This is a genomic window from Kribbella sp. NPDC050820 (assembly GCF_040653975.1).
Classification (GTDB): Bacteria; Actinomycetota; Actinomycetes; order Propionibacteriales; family Kribbellaceae; genus Kribbella.
Genome location: NZ_JBFAHB010000002.1, coordinates 102,784 through 125,979 on the forward strand (window position 1 = coordinate 102,784; position 23,196 = coordinate 125,979).

Below are 23,196 nucleotides of genomic sequence, written 5' to 3' on the forward strand. Positions count from 1 at the left end.
GTACGCGCGGCCGAATCGGGACGTCAACAGGCCACGAACCGACCTGTGGAAAAGACGCGGGCGACTCAGAGGTGCACGCGGTAGACGACCAGCGGCCGGCCGCTGCCGGTGCCGATCTGGGTGCCGGTGGCGTCGGCCAGGCCGGCCCGCTCCAGCCGGTTCAGGACGCGGCGCGCGGTCCGTGGCTGGATGCCGAGGTGATCGGCGACGGTGCGCGTCGTCAGCCCCTCCGGGGTGGCGTGCACGAGCTCCTGCAGCCGCTCGAGCGTTGCCTTCGACAACCCGGCGCGCTGCGCGAGCAGCTGCAGTTTCGTGCGCTGCTGTGCGCGTGGCGCGGCGCCGCCGACCAGGACCAGGTCGATGTCGTTGCGCAGCGAGACCACGGCCGCCGTCCGCCCGGCCGTCTTCGCGCGGCCGAGTGCCCGCCGTGCCAGCGCCTCGGTCTCGGTCCCGGAGCCGCCGATGCCGAACCCGATCCGGACTGGACCGAACTCCTCCTTGAGCCTGGTCAGCATGCCGAGCTCGGTGAACGACGCGGTCGCCTGCTCGAGCGGTCCGCGGGTGGCCACGACCAGATAGCGCTTGTCGTCGTACCTGATCACGCTGCCGCCGAGCGAGCCGGCCTCGCGCCGCAGCGCCTGCTCACCTTCCGGGGCGATCTCGACCAGACCGAGGGCGATCCGCGCATCGTCACTGCGCAAAGCGTCATGAACGAGCAGCAGGCTGTTCACCGCGGCCCGCACCGAGTGCACCGACGGGGCCAGCCGGACCGTGACCTGCTCGGTCCGGAGTTTCTCGTACGCCGACCGCAGACAGGTGATCGCGATCGTCGCACCGGCGTCCCGGTGGAACGCGATCACCTCGTCCGCGCTCAGCCCGCGCCGGTACGGCAGCACCTTGACCCCGGCGGTCGGCAGGCCGACCTCGTCCAGCGTCTCGTGGACCTGCGCCTCGGCCAGCACGTCGATGCTCATCGAGGTGACGTCACGGCCTTCGCGCAGCAACTGGACCAGCGCCCGCATCAGCGTCGCGCCGGTGTACTCGACGTGCGCGGCCGGCCGGTCGAGCAGCTCGTGCGCCGCAGCGATCTGGTAGGGCACGACGCCGGTGAACAGCCAGGCGTCGACACTCGCCGGCGCCTCGGCCATCACCCGCGGAGTGTCGGTCTCGCGCCGGTAGCGCAGCGGGACGACCTCGACACCGCGGAGCGCCGCGACGATCCGGCTGGTGGAGGTGACCAGGTCCGACGGCCCGACGACACCGATCGTCGTCACCATGCCGGGATCCCCTCCTTCATCGGGCCAGTCTCACCACAAGACCAGGCTGCTGCAAGAACCCTCGCCGTAGAAGACTGGCGGCCATGGTCCGACGCGTAGCACTCGTGGAACTCGACACCTCGCACCCTGCTGCCTTCGTGCCGTTGCTGCGAGAGCTCGGTCTGGAGATCAGCGCCGTACTCGACTCCGGGGCCGTGCGGCCGCCGTCGTACGCCGACGAGTTCGCCGAGCGGCACGGGATCCCAGCAGTGGCGACGACGCTGGACGGATTACCCGCGGACGTCGCCATGCTGCTGGGTTGCGACTGGGACCAGCGCTACCAGCAGGCCTGCACGCTGCTTGACGCTGGTACGGCGGTGGTGCTGGACAAACCGCTCGCCGGCCGAGTCGGCGACCTACGCGACCTGGCTGCTCGAGCGGCCGCCGGTCAGCCGGTCAGTGGTGGGTCGTCGTTCCGCTGTCTGCCCGAGGCGCTCGCCTGGCGGGAGCGTGGTGAGACCGCCTCGCTGGTGCTTGTTGGTTGCGCGGGGCATCCGTTCTACTACGGCGTGCATGCGGTGTCCTTTGCGGAAGCGCTGCTCGGTCCGGGGTTCACTGCAGCCCGCGCCTTGGACGAGTCGAGTCGGCGGGGGTTGCTCCGGCATGCGTGCGGAGCCGAGGTGCTGGTCGACGTCCACGACGGCTACCCGTACTTCGCCACCGTCGCGACATCGTCGTCGGTCGAGCACCTACGGCCGGACCCGGTCGGCGTCTACCGGCCGTTCCTGGCCGCTCACCTCCAGCAGGACAGGGCGCCGTACCTCAGTGTCGAGCCTGAGCTGATGCTGCTGGCGTTGGCCCGCTCTGCGGCGACCGGTGGCGGCTGGGTGGAGCCGGCGGACCTGCCCGACGACTACTCGCCTTGGGACGCTGCTGCCTACACCGCTGCGTACACGCCACCGGCATAAACCGCGGTCACGGTGGGTACCGGACCACCCTGCTAGCTAAGGGAGGACCTATGAACGAGTTCACGCACACTCTGGTCCGACTCCAGGACGCCGGACTGACGCTGTCCGACCCGGCTGACGACCTGCGCGGCCGCAAGGTCGTGGACCGCAACGACGACGAGGTCGGCAAGGTCGAAGGCCTGCTGATCGACGAGGACGAGCGCCGGGTGCGCTTCCTGGAGGTCGGCGAGGGCGGCTTCCTCGGGCTCGGCGAGAAGAAGCGCCTCATCCCGGTCGACGCGATCACCCGCGTCGACGACGACAGCGTGCACATCTCCACCGACCGCGACCGCGTCGTCGGCGGACCCGTGTACGACCCGGACGTCGTCCCCGAACGCCACTACCTCGAGGACGTCTACGGCTACTACGACGTGCCGCCGTACTGGGGGCCGGGCTACTTCTATCCAGGCTGGCCGCGTTAGTCGTACGTTTCTCGTGTGACATCAGGGGGAGCTGAGCCGCGCTTCGGGATCCTCGGTGATCTCGTGGTGACGGTGGATCACCGGCGGCTCGAGGTGGGCGGGCCGAAGCAGCGTGGGCTGCTGGCGATGCTGCTGATCCACCTGAATCAGCCGGTGTCGGCCGGGCGGCTGGCCGAGGCGCTCTGGGGGAGTGCGCCGCCGGCCGGCGCCGAGGTCACCCTGCGCACGCACGTCTCGCACGTACGTCGCCGTCTGGCTTCGGCCGGCGCGGACGGCGTACTGGTCACCCGGCCGTCCGGGTACAGCCTGGTGGTCGATCCGGAGCAGGTCGACGCCTATCACTTCGAGCAGCTGGCCGGACTGGGGCAGGAGGCGTTCGGGCTGGGTGACCCGGAGCGGGCCGCCGAGTTGTTGCGCGAGGCACTCGACTGGTGGCGTGGACCGGTTCTCCAGGACCTCGGTCATCCGCTGTTCGCGGAGGCCGAGACCGCCCGGCTGGAAGGCCTGCGCCTGGACGCGCTGGAGGCCCGGATGAGCGCGGACCTCGCCCTCGGCCGGTACGACGTCATCCCCGAACTCGAGCGGTTGGTGGTGGAGCACCCGTTTCGGGAGCGCTTCCACGGTCAGTTGATGCTCGCGCTCTACCGGGCCGGGCGGCAGGCCGACGCGCTGGCGGCGTACGCCTCGGCACGCGAGCGCCTGGCCGACGAGCTCGGCCTCGATCCCGGTCCGGCGCTCGCGGCGCTCGAAACGTCCATTCTGCAAGGGGATCCGGCTCTGCTCCTGGAGCAACCGGTAGGCCAGGTGAGGGCGCCGCCGGATGCGCTGTTCAGCAGTGTGCGCAGGGGCCGGATGATCGGGCGGTCGGGAGAGCTGGAACGCCTGCGCGGGCTCTGGGCTGAGGCGGCGGACGGCGCTGGGCGAGTCGCTCTGATCTCGGGGGAGGCGGGTGTCGGCAAGACGCGGCTGGTCGCGGAGTTCGCCGACGGTGTCGCCGCGCAGGTGCTGGTCGGGCGCTGCGACCAGACCGAGCTCCCGTACCAGCCGATCACCTCGGCCTTCGACGACGCAGGCGAGATCGGGTCACCCGAAGCGATGCGGACTCGGGTCACGAGTGCGCTGGCGCGGCTGGCCCCCGCCGTACTCGTCGTGGAGGACGCAGAGCGCATCGACCATGCCAGCGCGGCGTTGCTGCGGCACGTCCTGCGCGGGCTGCCTGAGCGGGTGCTCGCGATCATCTGCTTCCGCGACCCACCGGGGACGCGGCACCCCGCTTTGCTCGAGCTGGTCGGTGACCTCTCCGGTGCGGACCGACTGTCACTGCAGCCCTTGAGTGAGAGCGATCTGGGTGTGCTGGCTGGTGACAAGCCGGCCGGGTTCGTACACGAGTTGTGGCGCAGCACGGGCGGCAACCCGTTCTACGCGACCGAGGTGCTGCGCGACGGGCAGTCCGTGGTCCCGTCCGGCGTACGTGACGTCCTGCGGCATCGCCTGCAAGCATTGCCGGCCGAGGCTCAGCAGGTGGTGCGGTGCGCGGCGGTCCTCGGCCGGGAGGTCGAGTACGGCGTGCTCGCGCAGCTGGTCGACCTGGCCGAGGATCCGTTGATCGATGCGTTGGAAGAGGCGGTCAGCGGCGGGTTCCTGGTCGAGGCGGGCAGCTCGTGGAAGGCGACGTACAGCTTCCCGCACGACCTGATGCGAGAGGCCGTGTACGGCGACCTGCCGCAGACCCGGCGTCAGCGGCTGCACGTCCGCGCGGCCGAGGCGTTGCTAGGAGCAACTGTCGGCGCGGCGGCCGTACACCTCCGGGCCGCAGGTCCGGCGGCCGACCCCGAGCGGGCCGCGGACCTGAGCTTGCGGGCAGCGGACGAGGCGGCCGCGCTCTACGCCTGGCACGAGGCCGTCGATCATGCCGAGGCGGCGATCGAGGTCCTCGACCAAGCCGGAGCGGCACCGACCCGGCGCGCCGAAGCCGCTGTGCAGACAGCGGTCCTGCGGCTCAAGTCGAGCATCGGCGACCGGCGGGCGGTCGAGCTCCTGGAGTCCGCGCTGGACCTCTACCGCGGCGACGACGATGCCGTGGCGACCGTCCACAGCCGGCTTGGCGGGGCGTTGTGCACGAACCACTCGGTGATGGACATCCCGCGCGCTATCGAGCACCTCGCAGCCGCGGAGCGACTGACCGGCGACCGGTTCCACCTGCACCGCGGGATGGCTCAGGCCGCGATGTACGGCGTACGCACCGAGGTGCTCGGTGATGCCGTGGGCCGGGCGGAAGCGTTGGCGAGTGAGCTGGGTCGCCGCGACCTCGCCGTCGTGGCGTCCTGGGGCCGGGCCTGGTACGAGTTCAACCGCGGCCGGTTGCGCACCATGATGCAGACCCGCGAGACGATGTGGGAGACCGCGCATGAGCTGGCCGACCCGTACCTCGGCTGGACCTCGGTGAGCGGCGCCGCGCTGTCCTCGACGGAGTACCTGCTGGACCCGGTCGCGGGCCGGGCCTGGTGCCGGCGAGGCCTTGCGCAGGCGCGGTTCGAGACCTTCGAGTACCCGCACGGAACGATCGTCGATCAGCTCGCGCTGGCACTGGCCGCGATGGGCGACCTGGAGAATGCGCGCCGCGTGGCCGAACCACTACCCGCCGACGCCGTGAGCCGGCGCGTCCTCACGTTTCTGGGCGGCGACTGGGTGCGGGCCGAGCACGATTGGGCTGCGGCTTTCCACCGGGACGAGGAGGCGGGCGACTTCCACGATGCGGCCTTGAACGCGCGCTGGCTGGCCGGGGTTCGCAGGTTGCTCGGCGACCAGGACGGCGCGGTCGTTGCCTTGCGACGTGCGGTGGCGATCGGGGTCGAAGGTCCCCAGCTGCCGACCGAGCTGGCGGCGCGGGCCGAGCTTGCCCCGCTGCTGGTGGAGATCGGCACCGCCGACGAGGCGGCGGCTCAGCTGGCGCGTTGTGACGAGATCATCGCGCAGGGCGAGGACTGGCGTGGGCTCGCCGGGGTGGTCGAGATGGCGCGCGGGGCGGTGACCAGGGCGGACGAGGCGTACCAACGGGCGGTCGAGATCTTCACGACGTACCGGCTGCCCTGGCGGCGGGCGGCCGCGTTGAAGGCCTGGGGCCGCTGACTCAACAAGACTTCAACATCGCCTCGTCATCGTTGCCGGCATGAACCAATCTCCAGCGGCGGACAGTGCGAGGCTGTTCGGTTCGCTCTTCGCGGCGCAGTCCAGCCTCTTGGTGCTGACGCCGATTCTGTCCGAGGTCGCGGCCGACCTCGGGGTCTCAACCGCGACCGCGGGCCAGCTCCGGTCGCTGTCCGGCGTCGCCGCGGCACTCGTGGCGATCGGCCTGGTGATCAGCCGGCGTCGTTGGGAGCTGCGCGGACTGCTCGAGGTCGGACTAGGTCTGCTGACCATCGCAGGCTCGGTCAGTGTGCTCGCACCGTCCTTTGCCTGGCTCGCCACCGCGCAGGTCGTCCTCGGTGGCGGCGTGTCCCTGGTCCTGGCCGGCGGACTCGCCGCAGCCGGGAGCTGGGCGCCGCCCGGGCAGCGATCCACGCTGTTGTCCTGGGCGATGGTCGGCGCACCGAGCGCCTGGATCGTGGGAATGCCGGTGATCGGTTTCCTCGGCGAGCACAGCTGGCGACTCGCCTGGGTGGTGCCGCTCGTCGCGAGCGCCGTCACGCTCTCCGCAGTCTCCCGGCGTCAGAGGGGTACGCCGGAACCTGCGCCGACGCCTGTGCGGTCGCTCTTCCGCGGTGCAGGCGCCACCCGGTGGGCAGTCGGTGAGTTGCTGGCGTACGGCGGTTGGTCCGGCGTGCTCGTCTACGTCGGCACCCTGCTGACGGACGCCCACGGCGCCTCGACCTCGTCGACCGGTATCGCGCTGGGCGGCGGAGCGATCGCCTACGTCGTCGCCACGTTCCTGGCCCGGCGATGGGTGGACCGCGCGGCCCGGCCCATGGTGCTTGCCGCCGGCTCTGCGCTAGTCGTAGCCGCCCTGGCCTTGGGCGCGGTCCGGCCGTCATTCGGCGTCTCCGTGGTGATGTGGGCGGTCACCGCGTTCATCGCCGGAGTCCGGATGATGGCGGGCAGCACGGCCGGGCTCGATCTGGCCGGTGTCGGTCCATTGCAGGCGATGAGTGTCCGGGCCGCGTCCATGCAGGCGGGCTACTTGGCCGGCGCCGTACTGGGTGGGGTTGGGCTCGCGCTGGGTGGCTGGACGGTTGTCGGGGTCGCGCTCGCCGTACCGCTGCTTCTTGCCGTGGTTGTGACCGCAACCGATGATCGGAATGCCGCCCGACCGAAGGTGGGTGCGCGATGACCGAGCGGTACGACGCTGTCGTGGTGGGCGCGCGGTGCGCGGGTTCGACGCTCGCGACGCTGCTCGCCCGGGCCGGTTGGCGGGTCCTGTTGCTGGACCGCGACCAGTTCCCGAGCGACACCGTGTCCACGCATGTGATGTTCCCGGACACGCTGCAGCGGCTGGACGAGTTGGGGGTGCTGGCTGAGCTTCGGGCCGCGCACGAGTTGCGGATGGTGAAGTTCAGTTGGCGGGTGCTCGGTCACGCCGTAGCCGGCGGGTTCACGCCGGTCGGGGGATACGACCGGGCGACCTGCGTACGGCGGATCACGCTGGACGCCGCGATGGTCACCGTCGCGAAGGCGGCCGGGGTCGAGTTCCGCGCCGGCGTCGAGGTGTCGGCGTTGATCGGTGACGATCCGGTTCAGGGCGTCGTACTCGACACCGGTGAGCGGATCGAATCCACCTGGGTGTTCGGCGCGGACGGACGGGTGTCGACGGTTGCACGGCGTCTCGGGGTGCCGGTGACGGACGAGAAGCGCGGCGAGATGGCGTTCCTGCTGGCCTACTGGCGGGGACTGCCACCGTCGGACTGGTGCCACATCGACGTCCACGAGCAAGCGGCGTTGATGTCGGTGCCGTGCGAGGACGGGATTCACCTGCTGTCCGTGACCGGCACACCGGAGATCACGCGGGGCTCGGCCGCGCAACGCGAGGAGCGGTACCTGGCCGCGCTGCACCAGTTCCCGGCGGTGCTGAACGCCCGGCTGCTCGAGAGCGCCGAGCGGATCTCGCCGATCGTCGTGGTCCCGGAGACGATGCTCCGCGGCTACTACCGGAAGGCGACCGGCCCGGGTTGGGCGCTGCTCGGCGACGCCGGCCACTTCAAGCATCCGGTGACTGCGCAGGGCATCGGCGACGCGATCGAGCAGGCCTGGTACATCGGTACGACGCTGGCCGCCGGCGGCGACCTGGACGGGTACCAGGAGTGGCGCGACGGCCGGGCCGCCGAGTTCTACGAGTGGTCCTACGGGCTGGCGATGTTCGCTCGCGGCCGGGCCGCCGGGCACTTCTCGGGTCTCGCCTCGGATCCCGTGGCCGGCCAGGAGTTCCTCGACACCTTCACCAAGCGGGTCCGCCCGTCGCAGGTCAACACCCGGGAGCGCTCGCGCCGCTGGAACGCGGCCTGGTCGTACGACGACGGCCGTCGGCAGATCCTGGCCCTCGATCTCGACGAGGAACGGCTCGCCCGGCAAGTCCCCGCCTGTCCCGACTGGACGGTGCGGGACCTGATCGCCCACCTGACCGGGATCGCCGAGGACTCGCTGCGCGGGACATACTTTGCGGACGCCATCGACGCCTGGCGCGATCCCGGGCTCGCCGAGCAGCGCGAAGCCTGGACCGCGGGCCAGGTGTCGACGCGAGCGGGACGCGCTTTCGAGTCCGTGCTGCGCGAGTTCGACGAGTACAGCGGCCGCCTGGTCACTCTGATGCGTCGCGGCGAGGGCCTGGTCTTCGACGGTCCGTCGTGGTTGCTCTCGGCGCCGGTCGCCGACCTGGCCGTCCATCTCGCGGACCTGCGCGAGGCGCTCGGTCTCGAACCCGATCCGTCCGCACCCATCACGCAGTACGGCTTCGCGGCGTACCGCGACTGGCTGCGGGCCCGGATCACCGACCGCGGTCTACCGGCGCTTCGGCTGTCCGACGGCGACAAGACCTGGGTGCTGGGACCAGGCGAGCCCGCGGTCACCGTGGTTGCCGACCGCAACGAACTGTTCCGCGCGATCACCGGCCGCCGCAGCGAGCCGGACATCCGCGCCTACGAGTGGTACGGCGATCCTGCGCCGTACCTGCCGATCATCGCGCCGTACCCACTTCCGGCCGGCGTGTTCAACTAGGGAGGGAAACCAACACCATGAGCACCACCACCACCACTTTCGAGGAGATCAAGGCGAAGCAGCGGGCGACCTGGGGGAGCGGTGACTACGCGAAGATCGCGTGGGTGACCGTGCCGGTCGCCGAGACACTCGTCACCACAGTCGATCCACGGCCCGGCGCGACAGTGCTGGACGTGGCGACCGGGACCGGACACGTCGCGCTGGCCGCGGCTAGACGGTTCGCGGTCGTCGCGGGGATCGACTACGTGCCCGAACTGATCGCGCACGCCGAGCGCCGGGCCGAGTCCGAAGGGCTCACGATCGACTTCCGGACCGCGGACGCGGAGGACCTGCCGTTCGCGGACGGCTCGTTCGACTACGTGACGTCGGCGATCGGCGTGATGTTCACGGCCGACCACCAGAAGGCGGCGGACGAGCTCGTCCGGGTCACCAAGCAGGGCGGGCGGATCGGCCTGGCCAGCTGGACGCCGACCGGGTTCATCGGGCAGCTGCTGAAGACGGTCGGCAAGCACGCGGCGCCGCCGCCCGGTGCGCTGCCGCCCACCCGCTGGGGGACCGAGGAGGTGCTGCGGGAGCTGTACGGCGACCGGGTCAGCTCGGTCGAGACCACAGTGGCGACGGTGACCCAGCGGTTCGCGTCGGCGGAGCACTTCGCGGACTTCTTCATCACCTACTACGGCCCGACGTACAAGGCGGCCGAGCGAGTCGGCGAGGACGGCCGGGAGGCCTTCCGCGCCGATCTGATCGAGCTGGCGAACTCGTCGAACCACGCCACCGATGGGACGCTGGCCTGCGACTGGGAGTACCTGATCGCAGTCGCCACCAAGGCCTGAGGCTTCGCGGCCCTGCGGCCGGCTCGCTGCCGGCTACAGGGCCGCGGAGATCTGTTGGGCGGCGGTGCGGAGTGCGGGCGTGATGCTCTCCACCCGGGCCGGGGAGTAGCGGGCGCTCGGCATCGACACCGAGACCGCAGCGACCGTCTCGCCGACGGAGTTGGTGATCGCGCGGCCCAGGGCGATCAGTCCGCGTTCGGTCCGTTCGCGATTGATCGCGACGCCGCTGCGCCGGACTGCTCTCAGCTCGCGCCGTAGCTTCACCAGGTCGACTTCCTCGTCGGCGTACAACGCCTTGAGCTGCTCGTCGGTCAACGCGGCCAGCATGACCAGACCGCCGGTCGAGTGGTGGGCGGGGAGCACCATGCCCTCGCGGCTGCCGACGCGCAGGGTCTGGGTGGACTCGACCGACGCGATGAAGCGGATCGTGCGGCCGGTGCGGATGCTGAGGTTGACGGTCTCGTCGAGCGTGTCGACCAGAGTCCGCATCGGCCCGAGCGCGGCCGCCCGGATGGCGCCGATGCCGGAGTGTGCGGTCGCCGCGACCTCCAGGACCGGCCCGGCGCGGTAGCTGCGGTCGTCGTCCTGTACGGCGAAGTCGCGGTAGACGAGCGTGGACAGCAGCCGGTGCGCGGTCGACCGGGCGACGCCGAGCCGTTCGGCCGCGGCGGCCACGGTGAGCGGTCCCTCGACCTGCAGAATCACCGCCAGCCGGAGCGCGTGGTCGACGCTCGTCACGCCGTACGCCGGTGGGTTCTTCATCTCCCGGGCCATACGGCCATTCTGCAGGACAGAATCTTCTGTTCTGCCAGCGCGGCACCGGCGCAGGGTGAGGACATGACCGACTCACCTGTGAAGCTGACCGCCGAGGACCGGCCCGACCAGCCGCCGGCGACACCCGAGCTGGAGGACCTGTACCGCGGCTTCGAGAAGGAGCTCCTGGTACCGCTGTGGACGCGGATCGGCGACCTGATGCCGCACCAGCCCACGTCGAAGGCCCAGCCGCATCGCTGGGAGTGGAAGCACCTGGTCGAGCTGGCTGCCCGGTCCGGTGACCTGGTCCCGGTCGGTCGCGGTGGGGAGCGCCGGGCCATCGCGCTGGCGAACCCGAGCCTGGGCGGACGCCCGTACGCGACGCCGACCTTGTGGGCCGCGATCCAGTACCTGATGCCGGGCGAGGACGCCCCCGAGCACCGGCACACCCAGAACGCGTTCCGGTTCGTGGTCGAGGGCGAGGGCGTCTGGACGGTCGTCGAGCGCGACCCGGTGCCGATGCGCCGCGGCGACTTCCTCCCGCAGGCCGGGATGAACTGGCACGCGCACCACAACTCGGCCGCCGAGCCGATGGCCTGGATCGACGGGCTGGACATCCCGTTCCAGTACGACGTCGAGTCGCAGTTCTTCGACTTCGGTCGCGAGCACCTGTCGGACGAGGAGGACGCGACGCCGGACCGATCGCGTTCCGAGCGGCTGTGGGGTCACCCAGGCCTGGTGCCGGTGTCGCAGTTCAAGGCCGTCGAGGGCAGCCCGCTGCTGTGCTACCGGTGGGCGGACACCGATGCAGCGCTGACCGATCAGCTGGAGCTGGAACGCGAGGGCTACCCGAGCACGGTCGAGCACGGGCATGCGGTCGTCCGGTACACGAACCCGACGACGGCCGGCGACGTGCTGCCGACGATCCGGGTGCAGTTCCATCGCATCGCCTCGGGTGTCGAGACCGCGCCGCGCCGGGAGACCGGGTCGTCGGTGTACCAGGTGTTCGACGGGTCCGGCCGGGTGACGGTCGGCGACTTCTCGTGGTCGGTGACACGCGGCGACCTGTTCGTCGTACCGTCCTGGATGCCGTTGTCGGTGTCGTCGCAGGCGTCCGCGTCGGACTCGGACTCGGGGGCGCTCGACCTGTTCCAGTTCAGTGACGCGCCGATCTTCAGCAAGCTCAACCTGTTCCGCGAGGAGGTCGGCCGGTGAAGCTGGCAACGATTCGGGTCGACGGCCGGACCGCCGCCGTACGGGTCGAGGGGGAGGTGCTGGTCGATCTCGGGGCGCCGGACGTCGGCGCCGTGCTCGCCGGGGCTGAAGTTGCTGACGGCAAGGAGTATGCGGCGGCCGGCGCGGACTTCGCGCCGCTGGTGCCGCGGCCCAGCAAGGTGGTGTGCGTCGGGCTGAACTACCGCAACCACATCCAGGAGATGGGCCGCGACCTGCCCGAGTACCCGACGCTGTTCTGCAAGTTCGCCGACACGTTGATCGGCGCGTACGACGACATCCGGCGGCCGGCCGAGACCGAGATGTTCGACTGGGAGGCCGAGCTCGCCGTGGTGATCGGCCGCGAGGTACGGCGCGCCGACGAGGCGGCGGCCGTGGACGCGATCGCCGGGTTCACCGTGCTGAACGACATCACCTGCCGGGACTGGCAGTTCCGCACCCGCGAGTGGTTGCAGGGCAAGAACTGGGACTCGACCACCCCGGTCGGTCCGTACCTGGTGACGCCCGACGAGGTCGGCGGACCGCGGCCCGCCCTCGACATCCGCTGCCTGGTGAACGACCAGGTGATGCAGAAGGACACCACCGGCGACCTGCTCTTCGACCCGGTCGACCTGGTCAGGTACGTTTCGACCATGATCCGGCTCAACCCGGGCGACCTGATCGCCACCGGCACTCCCGGCGGCGTCGGTCACGCCCGCAAACCTCCGGTGTTCCTGCGGGGCGGCGAGACCGTCGTCACCGAGATCCAGGGCCTCGGTCGCCTGGAGAACCGCGTGGTGCCCGGGTAATGCGCTGGGTTGCGGAAGGTACGGCGCTGAGCCGCAAGGCCCTCGTGGACCTCGACGGTCCGTCGCTGCTGCCCGGCTGGACCAGGAAGCACGTCGCGGCGCACCTCGCGCTGAACGCCCAGGCCCTCGGCAACCTCGTGCACTGGGCGCGGACCGGCGAGGAGCGGCCGATGTACTCGTCGCCCGAGCAGCGGAACGCGGACATCGAGGCGAACGCATCCCGGTCGGCCGACGACTTGCTCGGCTGGTTCGACAGCTCTGCCCGCGAGTTGGCGGAGGCGATGGCGACGCTGACCGACGAGCAGTGGCAGACGCAGGTGCTGACCGCGCAGGGCCGTGCGGTCCCGGCGACCGCGATCCCGTGGATGCGTAGCCGTGAGGTGATGATCCACGCGGTCGACCTCGGCACCGGTGTGACGTTCGCGGACCTGCCGGCGGACTTCCTCGAGGAGCTGTGTGCCGACATCCGCACGAAGCGTGGCGACGTACCGGAAGTGAACGGTCCGCTGCCGGAGGTGGCGGCGTACCTGGCCGGGCGTCCGTATGAAAGCGTGACCACGGCTGACGGGACGCCCGCGGAGCCCTTGCCGCCCTGGTTGTAGAGATCGTCGAGGCGGCTCCGACGTAGCAGATGACTACGGAGGAGGTGCCCGATGACCAGGCCGGACCAGGTACTGCGGACCTACATCACGCTGATGGTGGTCTCGACGGCCGCGTCGTCGATGATCTGGGGCGTCAACACGCTGTTCCTGCTCGATGCGGGGTTGAGCATCGGCGAGGCGTTCGCGGCCAACGCGTTCTTCACCGTCGGGATGGTGCTGTTCGAGGTCCCGACCGGCGTGGTCGCGGACACGGTCGGACGGCGTACGTCGTACCTCCTCGGGACGATCACGTTGCTCGGGTCCACGCTGCTGTATCTGATGATGTGGCAGACGGGTGCGCCGTTCGCCGCCTGGGCGGTCGCGTCGATGCTGCTCGGGCTCGGCTTCACGTTCTTCAGCGGCGCCACCGAGGCGTGGCTGGTCGACGGCCTGAACGCGACCGGGTACACCGGCTCGCTCGATGCCGCGTTCGCCAAGGGGCAGATCGCGAACGGGATCGCGATGCTCGGCGGTTCGATCGGCGGCGGCGTGCTGGCGCAGCTGACCAACCTCGGTGTCCCGTACGCCGTTCGCGCGGCACTGCTCGGGGTCACTTTCGTGGTGGCGTGGCGGGCGATGCACGATGTCGGGTTCACGCCTAAGCCGCGGGTGTCGGTCGTCGCGGAGATGCGCGGCATCCTGAGGGCGTCGCTGGACCACGGCTTGCTGAATCCGCCGGTGCGTTGGGTGATGCTGGCCGCGCCGTTCACCGCCGGTGTCGGCATGTACGGGTTCTACGCCGCTCAGCCCTACCTGCTTGAGCTCTACGGCAGCAGTGACTCCTACGCGATCGCCGGGTTGAGTGCCGGACTGGTTGCCGGTGCGCAGATCGTGGGTGGCGCGTCGGCGTCGTACCTGGCGCGTGCTTTCCGTCGCCGTACGTCGGTCATGCTTGCGGCGACCGGGACAGTCGTGGTCGTGCTCTTGCTGATCGGGTTGGCGTCCAGCTTCTGGGGCGCGTTGGTGCTGCTGGCCGTGTGGGCGGTGCTGTTCGCAGCGGTCACGCCGGTGCGGCAGGCGTACCTCAACGAGCTGATCCCGTCGGCGCAGCGCGCAACCGTGCTGTCGTCGGACAGTCTGCTCGCCTCGGGCGGTGGCGTGGTGATCCAGCCGGCGCTCGGTCGGACTGCGGATGTCTGGGGCTACGGATCGTCGTACGTCGTCGGTGCGGGCATCCAGCTCCTGGCGCTTCCGTTCATCCTTCGGGCCCGAGGGGTACAGGGGTCCGTATGCGTGACGAATACCTTGTCGAAACCATGCGACAGCTCTCCAAGTCGCTGACGCCGCGTGCGCTCGACGAGACGTTGAGCAACATCACGCGGGCGGCGGTCGAGCTGTTGCCGGTGGTCCAGTACGCCAGCATCACCGTGCTGCACGAGGACCAGCGGCTGGAAACCGTCGCGCCCACGCACGAACTGCTGCTTCCGCTCGACGCGGCGCAGTATGAGCTGCGCGAGGGGCCGTGCTACCAGGCGGCGCAGGACTCGGTGCACATCATCTCGCCGGACCTGGCGGCCGATCAGCGGTTCCCGAAGTACGGCTCGATCGCGGTGGCGTCCGGTATCCGGGCGCAGGCCGGGTTGCGGCTGTTCGACGCACCGAAGGCGAACGGGGCGCTCAACCTGTACGCGCACGATGCCGGCGCCTTCGAGGACTTCGAGTCGCTGGCTGCGTTGTTCGCGCACCACTCCGCGACCGCGATCGAGTACGCCCGCGAGATCGACAACCTCGAGGAGGCGGTGCGGACCCGGACGACGATCGGCCAGGCGATCGGCATCGTGATGGAGCGGTACAAGCTGCCGGAGCAGCGGGCGTTCGCGTTCCTGGCCCGGCTCTCGCAGACCAGCAACACCAAGCTCCGCCGGATCGCGCAGGACATCGTCGACCAGGTGCAGCGGCAGAGCGACCAGCTGTGACGAAAGGCAGAGGCTGACGAGCGGCCGCCCGTCTAGCCTTGGGCCGTGACTGTGCAGCTGGTGGTGCTGAACGGCGGGTCGAGCTCGGGCAAGACGGGCATCGTGCGGTGCCTGCAGGCGGTGCTGCCGGAGCCGTGGCTGGCCTTCGGCGTGGACGACTTCGTCGACGCCCTGCCGGCCGCGATGCGGGATTCCGACGCCGGCATCGAGTTCAAGCCGGACGGTGACATCTCCGTCGGCCCGGCCTTCCGGAAGCTCGACGCGGCCTGGGTGGCCGGGATCGTCGCGATGTGCCGGGCCGGCGCCCGGGTGATCGTCGACGACGTCTTCCTCGGCGGTGCCGGCTCACAGCAACGCTGGAAAGACGCCGCCGGCGACCTGGACGTCCTCTGGGTCGGCGTCCGCTGCTCAGCCGACGTCGCCACCGGCCGCGAACTGGCCCGCGGCGACCGCGTGGTAGGCATGGCCGCCCTCCAAGCCGAAATCGTCCACGACGGCGTCAAGTACGACCTGGAAGTCGACACCACCCACACCGAGTCCCTCGACTGCGCCCGCACGATCGCCAGCCATCTCTGACGGCTACTCGTAGCGGAGGGCGTCGGCGGCGGGGATTCGGGTGGCCAGGCGGGCGGGCAGGCTGGTGGCGAGGACTACCAGGAGCACGGTTCCGACCGGGACGAGAGCCAGCCACCACCAGGGCGCGATGACTCGGTCGGCCGGGCTGCCGCCGGCGATGGCGTAGACGACGACGTACAGGGCGATGCCGATGGGGATCGACACGATCGCAGCGAGCACGGCCACGGCGGTGTGGGCGCTGATCAGGCTGCCGGCGATCTGGCGGGGTGTGAGGCCGATGGTCTTGAGTACGCCGTAGTCGCGGACGCGCTCGCGGACGGACAGGAGTGCGACCGCGACCAGCGTGGTCGCGGTGATCAGGAGGAGTACGGCGTCCAGCGTGTAGACGAGGACCGGGAGCTCACGCGGGACGTCGCTGACCGTGCCCGGCGTACGGGCCTGAAGGCTCGCCTCCATCGACAGCGCGAAGACGACCGCCGACCCGGTCACCGCGATCGCAACCGCCAAGCGAACGGCCCGATGGCGTCTGGTCAGCAGGTCCTTGAGGCCGAGCGAGAGCGGGACCGGGAGAGCCAGCCGACTGGTCAGCCGGGCGAGGCGAGATCGGCCGGCGGGCACCGGCGCACCGGCCTGGATCGCATGCATCGTGCTGAATCGCGTGCTCCGCCGGGTCGACGAACTCGCGCTGCCGATCAGCACGATCAGCACCGGGAGAGCCGCGACCAGCAGATGCCAGGGATTCGCCGCGATCGTTGGCGATCCCAACATGGTCGCGCCACTGGACGCGGCCAGCTGAGGCGCGAGTACGACGCCAACCGCAAAGCCGATCGCGACCGCGAGCATGCCGAGCGCAGCGGACTCCAGGGCGAACACCACCGTCACCTGACGAGGCGTGACACCGATGGCTTTCAGCAGACCGATCTCGCGATGCTGTGCACTCGCCCGGGCCGCGACCAGGATCGCCACGACCGCGAAAACCACAGCCAGCAAGACGATCGTGTAGGTCGTCAGCACGAGCCGGGTCGGCGCTGCGTCCTGAAGCGCACTGTCGCGTTGGTCCTGCCAGGTCTCGAACGAGGTCGTGCCAGGTGGTGCGGTCGCGGCGGCGCGTTCGGCGAAGGCGGCTGCGGCGGCCGGGTCGGTGAGCCGGACGGCCTCGGTCCAGCGCCAGCGCGAGCTGTCTGGCTGGATCAGCTCGAGGGTGGCGGGTGTGATCCAGGCCAGGCCGGGATTGCGGCGCGGGTAGCGCGGTTGGGCGGGGGAGACCGCCGTACCGACGACGCGGAGGTCGATGGAGCCGTCCGGTGTTGCCAGGCTGATCGTCGTACCGACTCCGAGGCCGAGCGCGTCGGCGAAGCTGCGTTCCAGGACGATCCCGTTGCCGGGTTGGGTCGAACCGTCGATCGGGACCGGTTTGCCGACCTGCGGTGGTGAGGCGAGGGCTGCCAGTTGCAACCGGTCTTCTCGGCCGATCAAGGCGGTGTTGGTGTTCGGCACGGGGTCGTCGCGCTCGGCGACGCCGGGGAGGTTCGCGATCCGGCGTGCGTCCTCTCCCGATGCCACGTTCGCGAAGATGTGGGCGCCGTTGGCTGCGTCGAACGTGCGCTGCCACGGATCGCGCGCGGTCGCGCCGACCTCCAGGGCGAGCACGATCGTCGCGGCCGCGGCGCTGCAGAGCAGGACCGTGAGCGCGCTCGCCAGCAGCCGGGACCGAATCCCGGCGAAGGCGAGCCTGATCAAAGTGCCGGTCATCGCGGGCCGTCGAACGGTAGGGTCACGGGTCGCGCCGCCTGCAGTTCGGTGGAGTCGAACACCAGCCCGTCCCGCAAGGTGATCACCCGGTCGGCTGCCGCGGCGACTCGAGCGTCGTGGGTGACGAGCAGCAGGGTCTGGCCGCGGTTGCGGGCGGCGCGCAGCAGGCCGAGCACCTCGCGGGCGGCCGCGGAGTCGAGGTTTCCGGTCGGCTCGTCGCCGAGCAGGATATCCGGGGTGTTCGCCAGCGCGCGGGCGAGCGCGACGCGCTGCTGCTGACCGCCGGACAGCTGCGAGGGCGCGGCGTCGTACTTGTCGGCGAGGCCGAGGTCGGTCAGCAGTTCGGCCGCCGTCTCCCTGGCCTCGCTGCGGCGACGGCCGACCAGCAGCAGCGGCAGCTCGACGTTCTCGATCGCGGACAAGGTCGGCATCAGGTTGAAGAACTGGAACACGAACCCGATCCGGTCCCGGCGCAGCCGCGCCAGCGCGGTCTCGCTCAACTGGTCGATCCGCCGGCCGCCCAGCCACACCTCGCCGGACGTCACCCGGTCGAGTCCCGCGAGCAGGTTGAGCAGCGTCGACTTCCCGCAGCCGCTCGGTCCCATGATCGCGACGAACTCACCGCGGTCGACGGTCAGGTCGACACCGCGGACGGCGAGCACCTTCGTGTCGCCGGTGTCATAGGTCTTGGCGAGGCCGCGCGCCTCGAGCACCTGTGTCACGCTGACCCCTCCCGCATCGGCAGCCGCTCCTCGATCAGGTCGAGCCACTCCAGATCGGCCTTCAGGTGCAGGACCGCACCCTCGGCCAGCAGTTCCGCGGCGGGCCGCGCGCCGTCGGCTGCCAGCATCGCGTCCAGGTCCCGCAACGACTGCAGGTACTCCCGCCGCTGGCCGGCGATCAGCGCCTTCGGATCGGCCAGCCCGGCCGACGCGAGGATCACCAGCTTCATGAAGAACTCGTCCTTCAGCCGGGTGCCCGGCACCGGCGTCTCGATCCAGTCCGCCAGCGCCGCCCGCCCGGCCTCGGTGAGCTCGTAGACCCGCTTGCGCCGGCTGTCGCCCTCGACGCTCTCGCCGACGACCAGGCCGTCGCGCTCCAGCCGCGCCAGGGTCGAGTAGATCTGGCCGGCGTTCAGCGCGGGCAGGGTCTCCCCGAACTCCTGCTCGAGGGCCTGCTTGATCTCGTAGCCGTGCCGGCTCTCGTCGGCCAGCAGCGCAAGGAACAACGACCGCATAGATAGCGAGAATATATACCCGCTATCTATCCGTCAATCGGTCGCCGTTCCGTGCCTTCGGGTTCACGGGGTAGCCGGGGCGGAGTTCACGTCGGCTCCGGTTGACTGTGCGTCACAACAGAACCGCCCTACGTTGTGAGGAGCAGTCGTGGACCGTCGTACCTTTCTTCGCGCGGCAGTGATCGGCACGTCGACATCAGTGGCCTTCGGGTTCAGCGTGGCGCCGGAGGCGCTCGCCTTCCCGGCCCAGACCGGCCCCAGCCCGTACGGCGGCCTCCGGGCCGCCGACTCGAACGGCATCATGCTTCCGCAAGGCTTCACCAGCCGGGTGCTCGCGCGGTCGACGCAGACCGTGTCCGGCACCGGCTACACCTGGCATGGCGCTCCCGACGGTGGAGCGTGCTTCCCGAACGGCAGCGGCTGGATCTACGTGTCCAACTCGGAGCTGAGCAGCGGCAGCGGTGGCGCGAGCGCACTGCGGTTCAACAGCAGCGGCTCGATCACCGGCGCCTACCGCATCCTGTCCGGTACGACGCGGAACTGCTCCGGCGGCGCGACGCCGTGGGGCACCTGGCTGTCCGGCGAGGAGAACGACCTCGGCTACATCTGGGAGACCGACCCGACCGGCGCGACGGCCGCCGTACGACGTCCAGCTCTCGGCCGGTTCTCCCACGAAGCAGCCGCGGTGGACACGGACCGGCGCGTGATCTACCTGACCGAGGACGTGTCGGACGGCGGCTTCTACCGGTTCGTCCCGGCGACCTGGGGCAATCTGTCGTCGGGCACCCTGCAGGTGCTGCGGGAGTCCGGTGGTGCCCTGTCCTGGGTGAACATCCCCGACCCGGACGGCAGCCCGACCCGGACCCGCAAGCAGGTCTCCGGGATGAAGGTCTTCAACGGCGGCGAGGGCTGCTACTACCGCAACGGCACCTGCTTCTTCACCACCAAGGGCGACAACCGCGTGTGGGCCTACAACGCGGTCAACAACACGATCGCGATCGCGTACGACGACAGCCTGACCAGCAACCCGCCGCTGACCGGCGTCGACAACATCACCGGCGCGACCGTCGGCGACCTGTACGTCGCCGAGGACGGCGGCAACATGGAGATCTGCATCATCACGCCGAACGACATCGTTGCGCCGTTCCTGCGGGTGACCGGCCAGTCCGGCTCCGAGCTTTGCGGGGTCGCGTTCAACCCGGCCGGCAACCGGCTCTACTTCTCGTCGCAGCGCGGGACCAGCGGATCCAGCAGCGGCGGCATCACCTACGAGGTGACCGGCCCGTTCCGCACCAGTCTCTAGATCAGCTCGGGCAGCACCCGCCGGCCGAAGGCCTCGATGAACGGCTGCTGCTCCTGGCCGACGTGATGGAGGTAGACCTCGTCGAAACCGAGGTCTGCCGCCTCACGGATGCAGCCGATGAATCGCTCGGCCTCCGAGGAGATCACCACGCTGCGGTACATGTCCTCGGGCTCGACGTACTTCGCCGCCAGGTCGAACTCCTCCGCGGTCGCGAGGTTCCAGCACAGCGGCGCCTCGAACACGTTGGACCGCCACTGGTCGAAGGCGATGTCCAGCGCCCGTTCCTCGTCGGGCGCCCAGCTCACGTGCATCTGCACCGCCAGCGGCTTGTCCTCGCCGCCGTTCTCCCGGAACGCGGCCACGATCCGCTTCAGGAGGCCTGGTGGCTGCCAGATCGTCACCAGGCCGTCGGCCCACTCGGCGGCCCATCGTGCGGTCGCCTCGCTGACGGCGAGCGCGAGCATCCGCGGCTGTTGCTCGGGCAGCGTCCACAACCGCGCGCGGTCGACCTCGACCAACCCGTGGTGAGTGACCTCCTCGCCGGTGAGCAGCGCGCGGATCACGTCGACGGACTCTCTGAGCCGGGCGTTGCGGATGTCTTTGTGCGGCCAGGGTTGTCCGGTGATGTGCTCGTTCAGGAACTCGCCGCTGCCGAACCCGGCCGACAGTCGGCCCGGGAACATCTCGGCCAACGTTGCCAGCGCCTGCGCGACGATCGCGGGGTGGTAGCGCTGTCCCGGCGTACTGACGACTCCGACCGGAATCGAGGTCGTCGCCATGGCCGCGCCGAGCCACGACAGTGCGAACCCTGACTCGCCCTGGCGCCGGCTCCACGGGGTGAAGTGGTCGGAGGACCACGCGGCCTGGAAGCCGGCCTGCTCGGCGGACTGGATGTCTCGCAGCAACTGACTGGGCGCGATCTGCTCGTGCGACGCGTGCCATCCGACGACGGGCATGCAGAAACCTCCGGATTCTCGATCCGCCTGCCGGTGCCCTGGTCCCGCTGCACCGAAACGCACTCCGGGCTGATTGGACCACGCAGTACAGTTGGTGTGTGCTGACGGCTAAAGGGATGGCTACACGAGGGCGGATCGTCGAGGCGGCGGCTGCGGAGATTCGGGAGCGGGGGATCGCGGGGGTGACGCTCGATGATGTCGGGCGGCGGAGTGGGACGGGGAAGAGCCAGCTGTTCCATTACTTCCCGGACGGCAAGGAGCAGTTGTTGCTGGCGGTGGCCGAGCGTGAGGCCGAGCGAGTCCTCGAGGATCAGGAGCCTCAGCTCGGGCAGTTGGACTCCTGGGCGGCCTGGGACGACTGGCGGGACGTCGTCGTCGAGAAGTACCGGCGGCAAGGGGTGAACTGCCCGCTCGGGGTGTTGATCACCGAGATCGGACACCACACCCCGGCCGCGCAGGCGGTCACCGGCAAGCTGCTCGCGCAGTGGCAGCGGCGGGTCCGGGCGGGCATCGAGGACATGCAGGCAGCCGGCGAGATCCGCGCGGACGTCGACCCCGACCGGGCCGCGGCTGCGTTGATCGCCGCGATCCAGGGCGGGGTCGTCATCCTGATGTCGTCCGGCTCGTCCAAGCACCTCGAGTACGCGCTGGACCTCTGCCTCGACTACTTGCGCGTCAGCTCCAGTTGACGACCGGCGGGTGGTAGCCGGCAGGCTTGTCGGCGACCTTCGCGCCCGGGCTGACCAGCCAGCCCTGGTACTCCGGCGTGAACATCCGGTACACCGATTCCCGCGGTACGGCGCTTGCCTCGTCAAGGACCGCCCGCAGTTCCGCCGGGAGTTCGAAGTCGAGAGCGGCCAGGCTGCTGTCGAGTTGCTCCGGACTGCTCGCGCCCACGATCGCCGACGCGACGCCGGGCTGGGTGGCAACCCAGTTGAGCGCGACCTGCGCCATCGTCACCCCGAGCTTGTCCGCAACCGTCTCGACGGTCTTCAGCAGCTGCCAGTGCCGATCCGTCCACGTCCGGCCCGTTGCGCCGTCGCCGGTCAGCCGACCGTCACCCGCGAGGCCCTGGTCGTCGCGGCGGTACTTCCCAGTGAGGAAGCCGCTGCCGAGTGGGCTCCACGCCGTGATCCCGAGCCCGAGCGTCTGGCCGGCTGCGACGTGCTCGGTCTCGATCGTCCGCTCGACCAGCGAGTACGGCAGTTGCAGGCTGACCATCGGGGTCAGTCCGTGCGCATCCGCGAGCGTCTGTGCGCGGGCGGCGTACCAGGCCGGTACGTCGGACAGCCCGGCGTACCGGATCTGGCCGGCGCTGGTGAGGTCGTCGAACGTGCGCAGCATTTCCTCGACCGGAGTGATCCGGTCCCAGGTGTGCAGCAGGAACAGGTCCAGGTAGTCGGTGCGGAGCCGGCGCAGGGAGGCCTCGACCGCGCGGATCATGTGCTTGCGGCCGTTGCCGCCCGCGTTCGGGTCGCCGGGGTCGACGCTGTTGGTGAACTTGCTGGTGAGCACCATCCGGTCCCGGAGCCCCGCCTCCTCGACGAGCGTGCCGAGGATCGTCTCGCTCTCACCCGCGGTGTAGAAGTCGGCCGTGTCGATGAAGTTCCCGCCGGCCTCGACGTACCGGCGGAAGATGGCGCGCGCCTCGGCCTCGGTCTTCCCGTACGGCGCGTGGAACCCGCCGGTGCCGAAGTTCATCGTGCCCAGCGCCAGCCGGCTGACGCGCAGCCCGGACCGGCCGAGTAGGTAGTACTGATCAAGTGCCATGCCTTGCATGGTGGCTCGGCAAAAATGGACCCACAAGTACAAAAGTTCAGGTCGCGGTGTAGCCGCCGTCGACCGGGAGAACGGCACCGGTGACGTAGGCGGCTGCCGGAGACGCGAGGAAGACGTACGGCGCGGCGATCTCGTCGACCGTTGGCCCGGCGCCCCAGCGGGGTGAAGGCGCCGCGGAGGTTGACTGCGAGGATGCGGTCCCACTCGTCCGGGGTGTAGTCGACCGCGGGCTTGATGATGTCGATGCCGGCGTTGCACACCACGTGATCCAGGCGACCGAACGCCCGGATCACTTCGTCAACGAGGCCTTGCGCGAGGTCCGCGTCGCTGACGTCGCCGGCCAGCGCCGCCACCCGGTCCGGGGACTCGGCCCGCAGTAACTCAAGGGCTTCCGCGGTCTCCCCGGGGGCGTAGCCGTTGATCAGTACGGCGGCGCCCTGGCTGTGCAGAGCTTGGGCGATGGCGAGTCCGATGCCGCGGCTCGAACCCGTGACAACCGCGGTGAGACCGGTCAGTTCGAACATGGCCGCCCGCATAGGG

At 70.2% G+C, this 23,196-nt stretch carries 22 protein-coding genes and 1 pseudogene; 14 read left to right on the forward strand and 9 right to left on the reverse strand.

All coding sequences use genetic code 11. From position 1 onward, the window contains the following. Positions 1 to 65 precede the first annotated feature (65 nt). Positions 66 to 1,277, reverse strand: coding sequence for a helix-turn-helix domain-containing protein (locus AB0H36_RS02815; RefSeq protein ID WP_360515395.1), 1,212 nt, complete (start codon positions 1,275 to 1,277; stop codon positions 66 to 68). 83 nt (positions 1,278 to 1,360) lie between these two features. On the opposite strand from AB0H36_RS02815, the gene AB0H36_RS02820 reads away from it, so the two are divergent. The 6 genes from AB0H36_RS02820 to AB0H36_RS02845 are packed head-to-tail and all read left to right on the forward strand — an operon-like array spanning position 1,361 to position 9,722. After that, the gene (locus tag AB0H36_RS02820) at positions 1,361 to 2,224 is read left to right on the forward strand and encodes a hypothetical protein (protein WP_360515398.1); all 864 of its coding nucleotides are present in this window, start codon (positions 1,361 to 1,363) and stop codon (positions 2,222 to 2,224) included. Between the two features lie 50 nt (positions 2,225 to 2,274). Next, positions 2,275 to 2,685 carry a PRC-barrel domain-containing protein gene (locus AB0H36_RS02825; protein ID WP_360515401.1) on the forward strand — a complete coding sequence of 137 codons (411 nt, stop codon included), beginning with the start codon at positions 2,275 to 2,277 and terminating at the stop codon, positions 2,683 to 2,685. Between the two features lie 15 nt (positions 2,686 to 2,700). Next, positions 2,701 to 5,814, forward strand: a complete 3,114-nt coding sequence (locus AB0H36_RS02830) for a BTAD domain-containing putative transcriptional regulator (protein ID WP_360515404.1) — start codon at positions 2,701 to 2,703, stop codon at positions 5,812 to 5,814. Between the two features lie 40 nt (positions 5,815 to 5,854). Further along, complete coding sequence (locus AB0H36_RS02835) at positions 5,855 to 7,012, forward strand: MFS transporter (protein ID WP_360515406.1); 1,158 nt, start codon at positions 5,855 to 5,857, stop codon at positions 7,010 to 7,012. After that, complete coding sequence (locus AB0H36_RS02840; RefSeq protein ID WP_360515409.1) at positions 7,009 to 8,889, forward strand: FAD-dependent monooxygenase; 1,881 nt, start codon at positions 7,009 to 7,011, stop codon at positions 8,887 to 8,889. The genes AB0H36_RS02835 and AB0H36_RS02840 overlap by 4 nt, the downstream gene beginning before the upstream one ends. Before the next feature lie 17 nt (positions 8,890 to 8,906). After that, positions 8,907 to 9,722 (forward strand): class I SAM-dependent methyltransferase, encoded by an 816-nt coding sequence (locus AB0H36_RS02845; protein WP_360515412.1) that lies wholly within the window; start codon positions 8,907 to 8,909, stop codon positions 9,720 to 9,722. 33 nt (positions 9,723 to 9,755) lie between these two features. Here the strand turns inward: AB0H36_RS02845 and AB0H36_RS02850 are convergent, their stop codons facing one another. Further along, positions 9,756 to 10,496 carry an IclR family transcriptional regulator gene (locus AB0H36_RS02850; RefSeq protein WP_360515415.1) on the reverse strand — a complete coding sequence of 247 codons (741 nt, stop codon included), beginning with the start codon at positions 10,494 to 10,496 and terminating at the stop codon, positions 9,756 to 9,758. A gap of 63 nt (positions 10,497 to 10,559) precedes the next feature. Here AB0H36_RS02850 and AB0H36_RS02855 point away from each other — a divergent pair, with 63 nt between their 5' ends. The 6 genes from AB0H36_RS02855 to cpt are packed head-to-tail and all read left to right on the forward strand — an operon-like array spanning position 10,560 to position 15,629. After that, the gene (locus tag AB0H36_RS02855; RefSeq protein WP_360515418.1) at positions 10,560 to 11,690 is read left to right on the forward strand and encodes a cupin domain-containing protein; all 1,131 of its coding nucleotides are present in this window, start codon (positions 10,560 to 10,562) and stop codon (positions 11,688 to 11,690) included. Continuing rightward, positions 11,687 to 12,496: a fumarylacetoacetate hydrolase family protein gene (locus AB0H36_RS02860; RefSeq protein WP_360515421.1), complete on the forward strand. Its 810-nt coding sequence runs from the start codon at positions 11,687 to 11,689 to the stop codon at positions 12,494 to 12,496. Before AB0H36_RS02855 ends, AB0H36_RS02860 begins: the two co-directional genes overlap by 4 nt. Next, positions 12,496 to 13,098 carry a maleylpyruvate isomerase family mycothiol-dependent enzyme gene (locus AB0H36_RS02865; RefSeq protein WP_360515424.1) on the forward strand — a complete coding sequence of 201 codons (603 nt, stop codon included), beginning with the start codon at positions 12,496 to 12,498 and terminating at the stop codon, positions 13,096 to 13,098. The genes AB0H36_RS02860 and AB0H36_RS02865 overlap by 1 nt, the downstream gene beginning before the upstream one ends. Positions 13,099 to 13,149: 51 nt before the next feature. Beyond that, the gene (locus AB0H36_RS02870; protein ID WP_360515427.1) at positions 13,150 to 14,418 is read left to right on the forward strand and encodes an MFS transporter; all 1,269 of its coding nucleotides are present in this window, start codon (positions 13,150 to 13,152) and stop codon (positions 14,416 to 14,418) included. Further along, the gene (locus AB0H36_RS02875; protein ID WP_360515430.1) at positions 14,394 to 15,053 is read left to right on the forward strand and encodes a GAF and ANTAR domain-containing protein; all 660 of its coding nucleotides are present in this window, start codon (positions 14,394 to 14,396) and stop codon (positions 15,051 to 15,053) included. The genes AB0H36_RS02870 and AB0H36_RS02875 overlap by 25 nt, the downstream gene beginning before the upstream one ends. Before the next feature lie 45 nt (positions 15,054 to 15,098). Beyond that, positions 15,099 to 15,629 (forward strand): chloramphenicol phosphotransferase CPT, encoded by a 531-nt coding sequence (gene cpt, locus AB0H36_RS02880; RefSeq protein ID WP_360515433.1) that lies wholly within the window; start codon positions 15,099 to 15,101, stop codon positions 15,627 to 15,629. A gap of 3 nt (positions 15,630 to 15,632) precedes the next feature. On the opposite strand, the gene AB0H36_RS02885 is transcribed toward cpt, so the two are convergent. The 3 genes from AB0H36_RS02885 to AB0H36_RS02895 are packed head-to-tail and all read right to left on the reverse strand — an operon-like array spanning position 15,633 to position 18,618. Then, positions 15,633 to 17,381: an ABC transporter permease gene (locus tag AB0H36_RS02885; RefSeq protein ID WP_360515436.1), complete on the reverse strand. Its 1,749-nt coding sequence runs from the start codon at positions 17,379 to 17,381 to the stop codon at positions 15,633 to 15,635. After that, complete coding sequence (locus AB0H36_RS02890) at positions 17,378 to 18,103, reverse strand: ABC transporter ATP-binding protein (RefSeq protein WP_360515439.1); 726 nt, start codon at positions 18,101 to 18,103, stop codon at positions 17,378 to 17,380. Before AB0H36_RS02890 ends, AB0H36_RS02885 begins: the two co-directional genes overlap by 4 nt. Further along, positions 18,100 to 18,618, reverse strand: coding sequence for a PadR family transcriptional regulator (locus AB0H36_RS02895; RefSeq protein WP_360515442.1), 519 nt, complete (start codon positions 18,616 to 18,618; stop codon positions 18,100 to 18,102). Before AB0H36_RS02895 ends, AB0H36_RS02890 begins: the two co-directional genes overlap by 4 nt. Positions 18,619 to 18,766: 148 nt before the next feature. Between AB0H36_RS02895 and AB0H36_RS02900 the strand changes: the two genes are divergently transcribed. After that, entirely contained in the window at positions 18,767 to 19,921 is a 1,155-nt protein-coding gene (locus tag AB0H36_RS02900; protein ID WP_360515445.1) for an alkaline phosphatase PhoX, read from the forward strand. Here AB0H36_RS02900 and AB0H36_RS02905 read toward each other — a convergent pair. Then, positions 19,918 to 20,877: a TIGR03885 family FMN-dependent LLM class oxidoreductase gene (locus AB0H36_RS02905; RefSeq protein WP_360515448.1), complete on the reverse strand. Its 960-nt coding sequence runs from the start codon at positions 20,875 to 20,877 to the stop codon at positions 19,918 to 19,920. The two genes, AB0H36_RS02900 and AB0H36_RS02905, sit on opposite strands and share 4 nt — an antisense overlap. Positions 20,878 to 20,993: 116 nt before the next feature. On the opposite strand from AB0H36_RS02905, the gene AB0H36_RS02910 reads away from it, so the two are divergent. Next, on the forward strand, positions 20,994 to 21,566 hold the full coding sequence (locus AB0H36_RS02910) for a TetR/AcrR family transcriptional regulator (RefSeq protein ID WP_360515451.1): 573 nt from the start codon (positions 20,994 to 20,996) through the stop codon (positions 21,564 to 21,566). On the opposite strand, the gene AB0H36_RS02915 is transcribed toward AB0H36_RS02910, so the two are convergent. The 3 genes and pseudogenes from AB0H36_RS02915 to AB0H36_RS02925 all read right to left on the reverse strand — a co-directional run. After that, on the reverse strand, positions 21,553 to 22,647 hold the full coding sequence (locus tag AB0H36_RS02915) for an aldo/keto reductase (RefSeq protein WP_360515454.1): 1,095 nt from the start codon (positions 22,645 to 22,647) through the stop codon (positions 21,553 to 21,555). The two genes, AB0H36_RS02910 and AB0H36_RS02915, sit on opposite strands and share 14 nt — an antisense overlap. 46 nt (positions 22,648 to 22,693) lie before the next feature. Continuing rightward, entirely contained in the window at positions 22,694 to 22,924 is a 231-nt protein-coding gene (locus tag AB0H36_RS02920; protein ID WP_360516042.1) for an SDR family oxidoreductase, read from the reverse strand. After that, positions 22,878 to 23,192: pseudogene (locus tag AB0H36_RS02925) on the reverse strand (SDR family NAD(P)-dependent oxidoreductase); the annotation flags it as partial. The pseudogene AB0H36_RS02925 and the gene AB0H36_RS02920, both read right to left, overlap by 47 nt. Between the last annotated feature and the right edge of the window lie 4 nt (positions 23,193 to 23,196).

What these genes read in the sequence shown, in the direction of transcription:
- AB0H36_RS02815 (WP_360515395.1), bottom strand. Translation starts at nt 1,277, where the DNA reads ATGGTGACGACGATCGGTGTCGTCGGGCCGTCGGACCTGGTCACCTCC.
- AB0H36_RS02820 (WP_360515398.1), top strand. Translation starts at nt 1,361, where the DNA reads ATGGTCCGACGCGTAGCACTCGTGGAACTCGACACCTCGCACCCTGCT.
- AB0H36_RS02825 (WP_360515401.1), top strand. Translation starts at nt 2,275, where the DNA reads ATGAACGAGTTCACGCACACTCTGGTCCGACTCCAGGACGCCGGACTG.
- AB0H36_RS02835 (WP_360515406.1), top strand. Translation starts at nt 5,855, where the DNA reads ATGAACCAATCTCCAGCGGCGGACAGTGCGAGGCTGTTCGGTTCGCTC.
- AB0H36_RS02840 (WP_360515409.1), top strand. Translation starts at nt 7,009, where the DNA reads ATGACCGAGCGGTACGACGCTGTCGTGGTGGGCGCGCGGTGCGCGGGT.
- AB0H36_RS02845 (WP_360515412.1), top strand. Translation starts at nt 8,907, where the DNA reads ATGAGCACCACCACCACCACTTTCGAGGAGATCAAGGCGAAGCAGCGG.
- AB0H36_RS02850 (WP_360515415.1), bottom strand. Translation starts at nt 10,496, where the DNA reads ATGGCCCGGGAGATGAAGAACCCACCGGCGTACGGCGTGACGAGCGTC.
- AB0H36_RS02855 (WP_360515418.1), top strand. Translation starts at nt 10,560, where the DNA reads ATGACCGACTCACCTGTGAAGCTGACCGCCGAGGACCGGCCCGACCAG.
- AB0H36_RS02865 (WP_360515424.1), top strand. Translation starts at nt 12,496, where the DNA reads ATGCGCTGGGTTGCGGAAGGTACGGCGCTGAGCCGCAAGGCCCTCGTG.
- AB0H36_RS02870 (WP_360515427.1), top strand. Translation starts at nt 13,150, where the DNA reads ATGACCAGGCCGGACCAGGTACTGCGGACCTACATCACGCTGATGGTG.
- AB0H36_RS02875 (WP_360515430.1), top strand. Translation starts at nt 14,394, where the DNA reads ATGCGACAGCTCTCCAAGTCGCTGACGCCGCGTGCGCTCGACGAGACG.
- AB0H36_RS02885 (WP_360515436.1), bottom strand. Translation starts at nt 17,381, where the DNA reads ATGACCGGCACTTTGATCAGGCTCGCCTTCGCCGGGATTCGGTCCCGG.
- AB0H36_RS02895 (WP_360515442.1), bottom strand. Translation starts at nt 18,618, where the DNA reads ATGCGGTCGTTGTTCCTTGCGCTGCTGGCCGACGAGAGCCGGCACGGC.
- AB0H36_RS02905 (WP_360515448.1), bottom strand. Translation starts at nt 20,877, where the DNA reads ATGCCCGTCGTCGGATGGCACGCGTCGCACGAGCAGATCGCGCCCAGT.
- AB0H36_RS02910 (WP_360515451.1), top strand. Translation starts at nt 20,994, where the DNA reads ATGGCTACACGAGGGCGGATCGTCGAGGCGGCGGCTGCGGAGATTCGG.
- AB0H36_RS02915 (WP_360515454.1), bottom strand. Translation starts at nt 22,647, where the DNA reads ATGGCACTTGATCAGTACTACCTACTCGGCCGGTCCGGGCTGCGCGTC.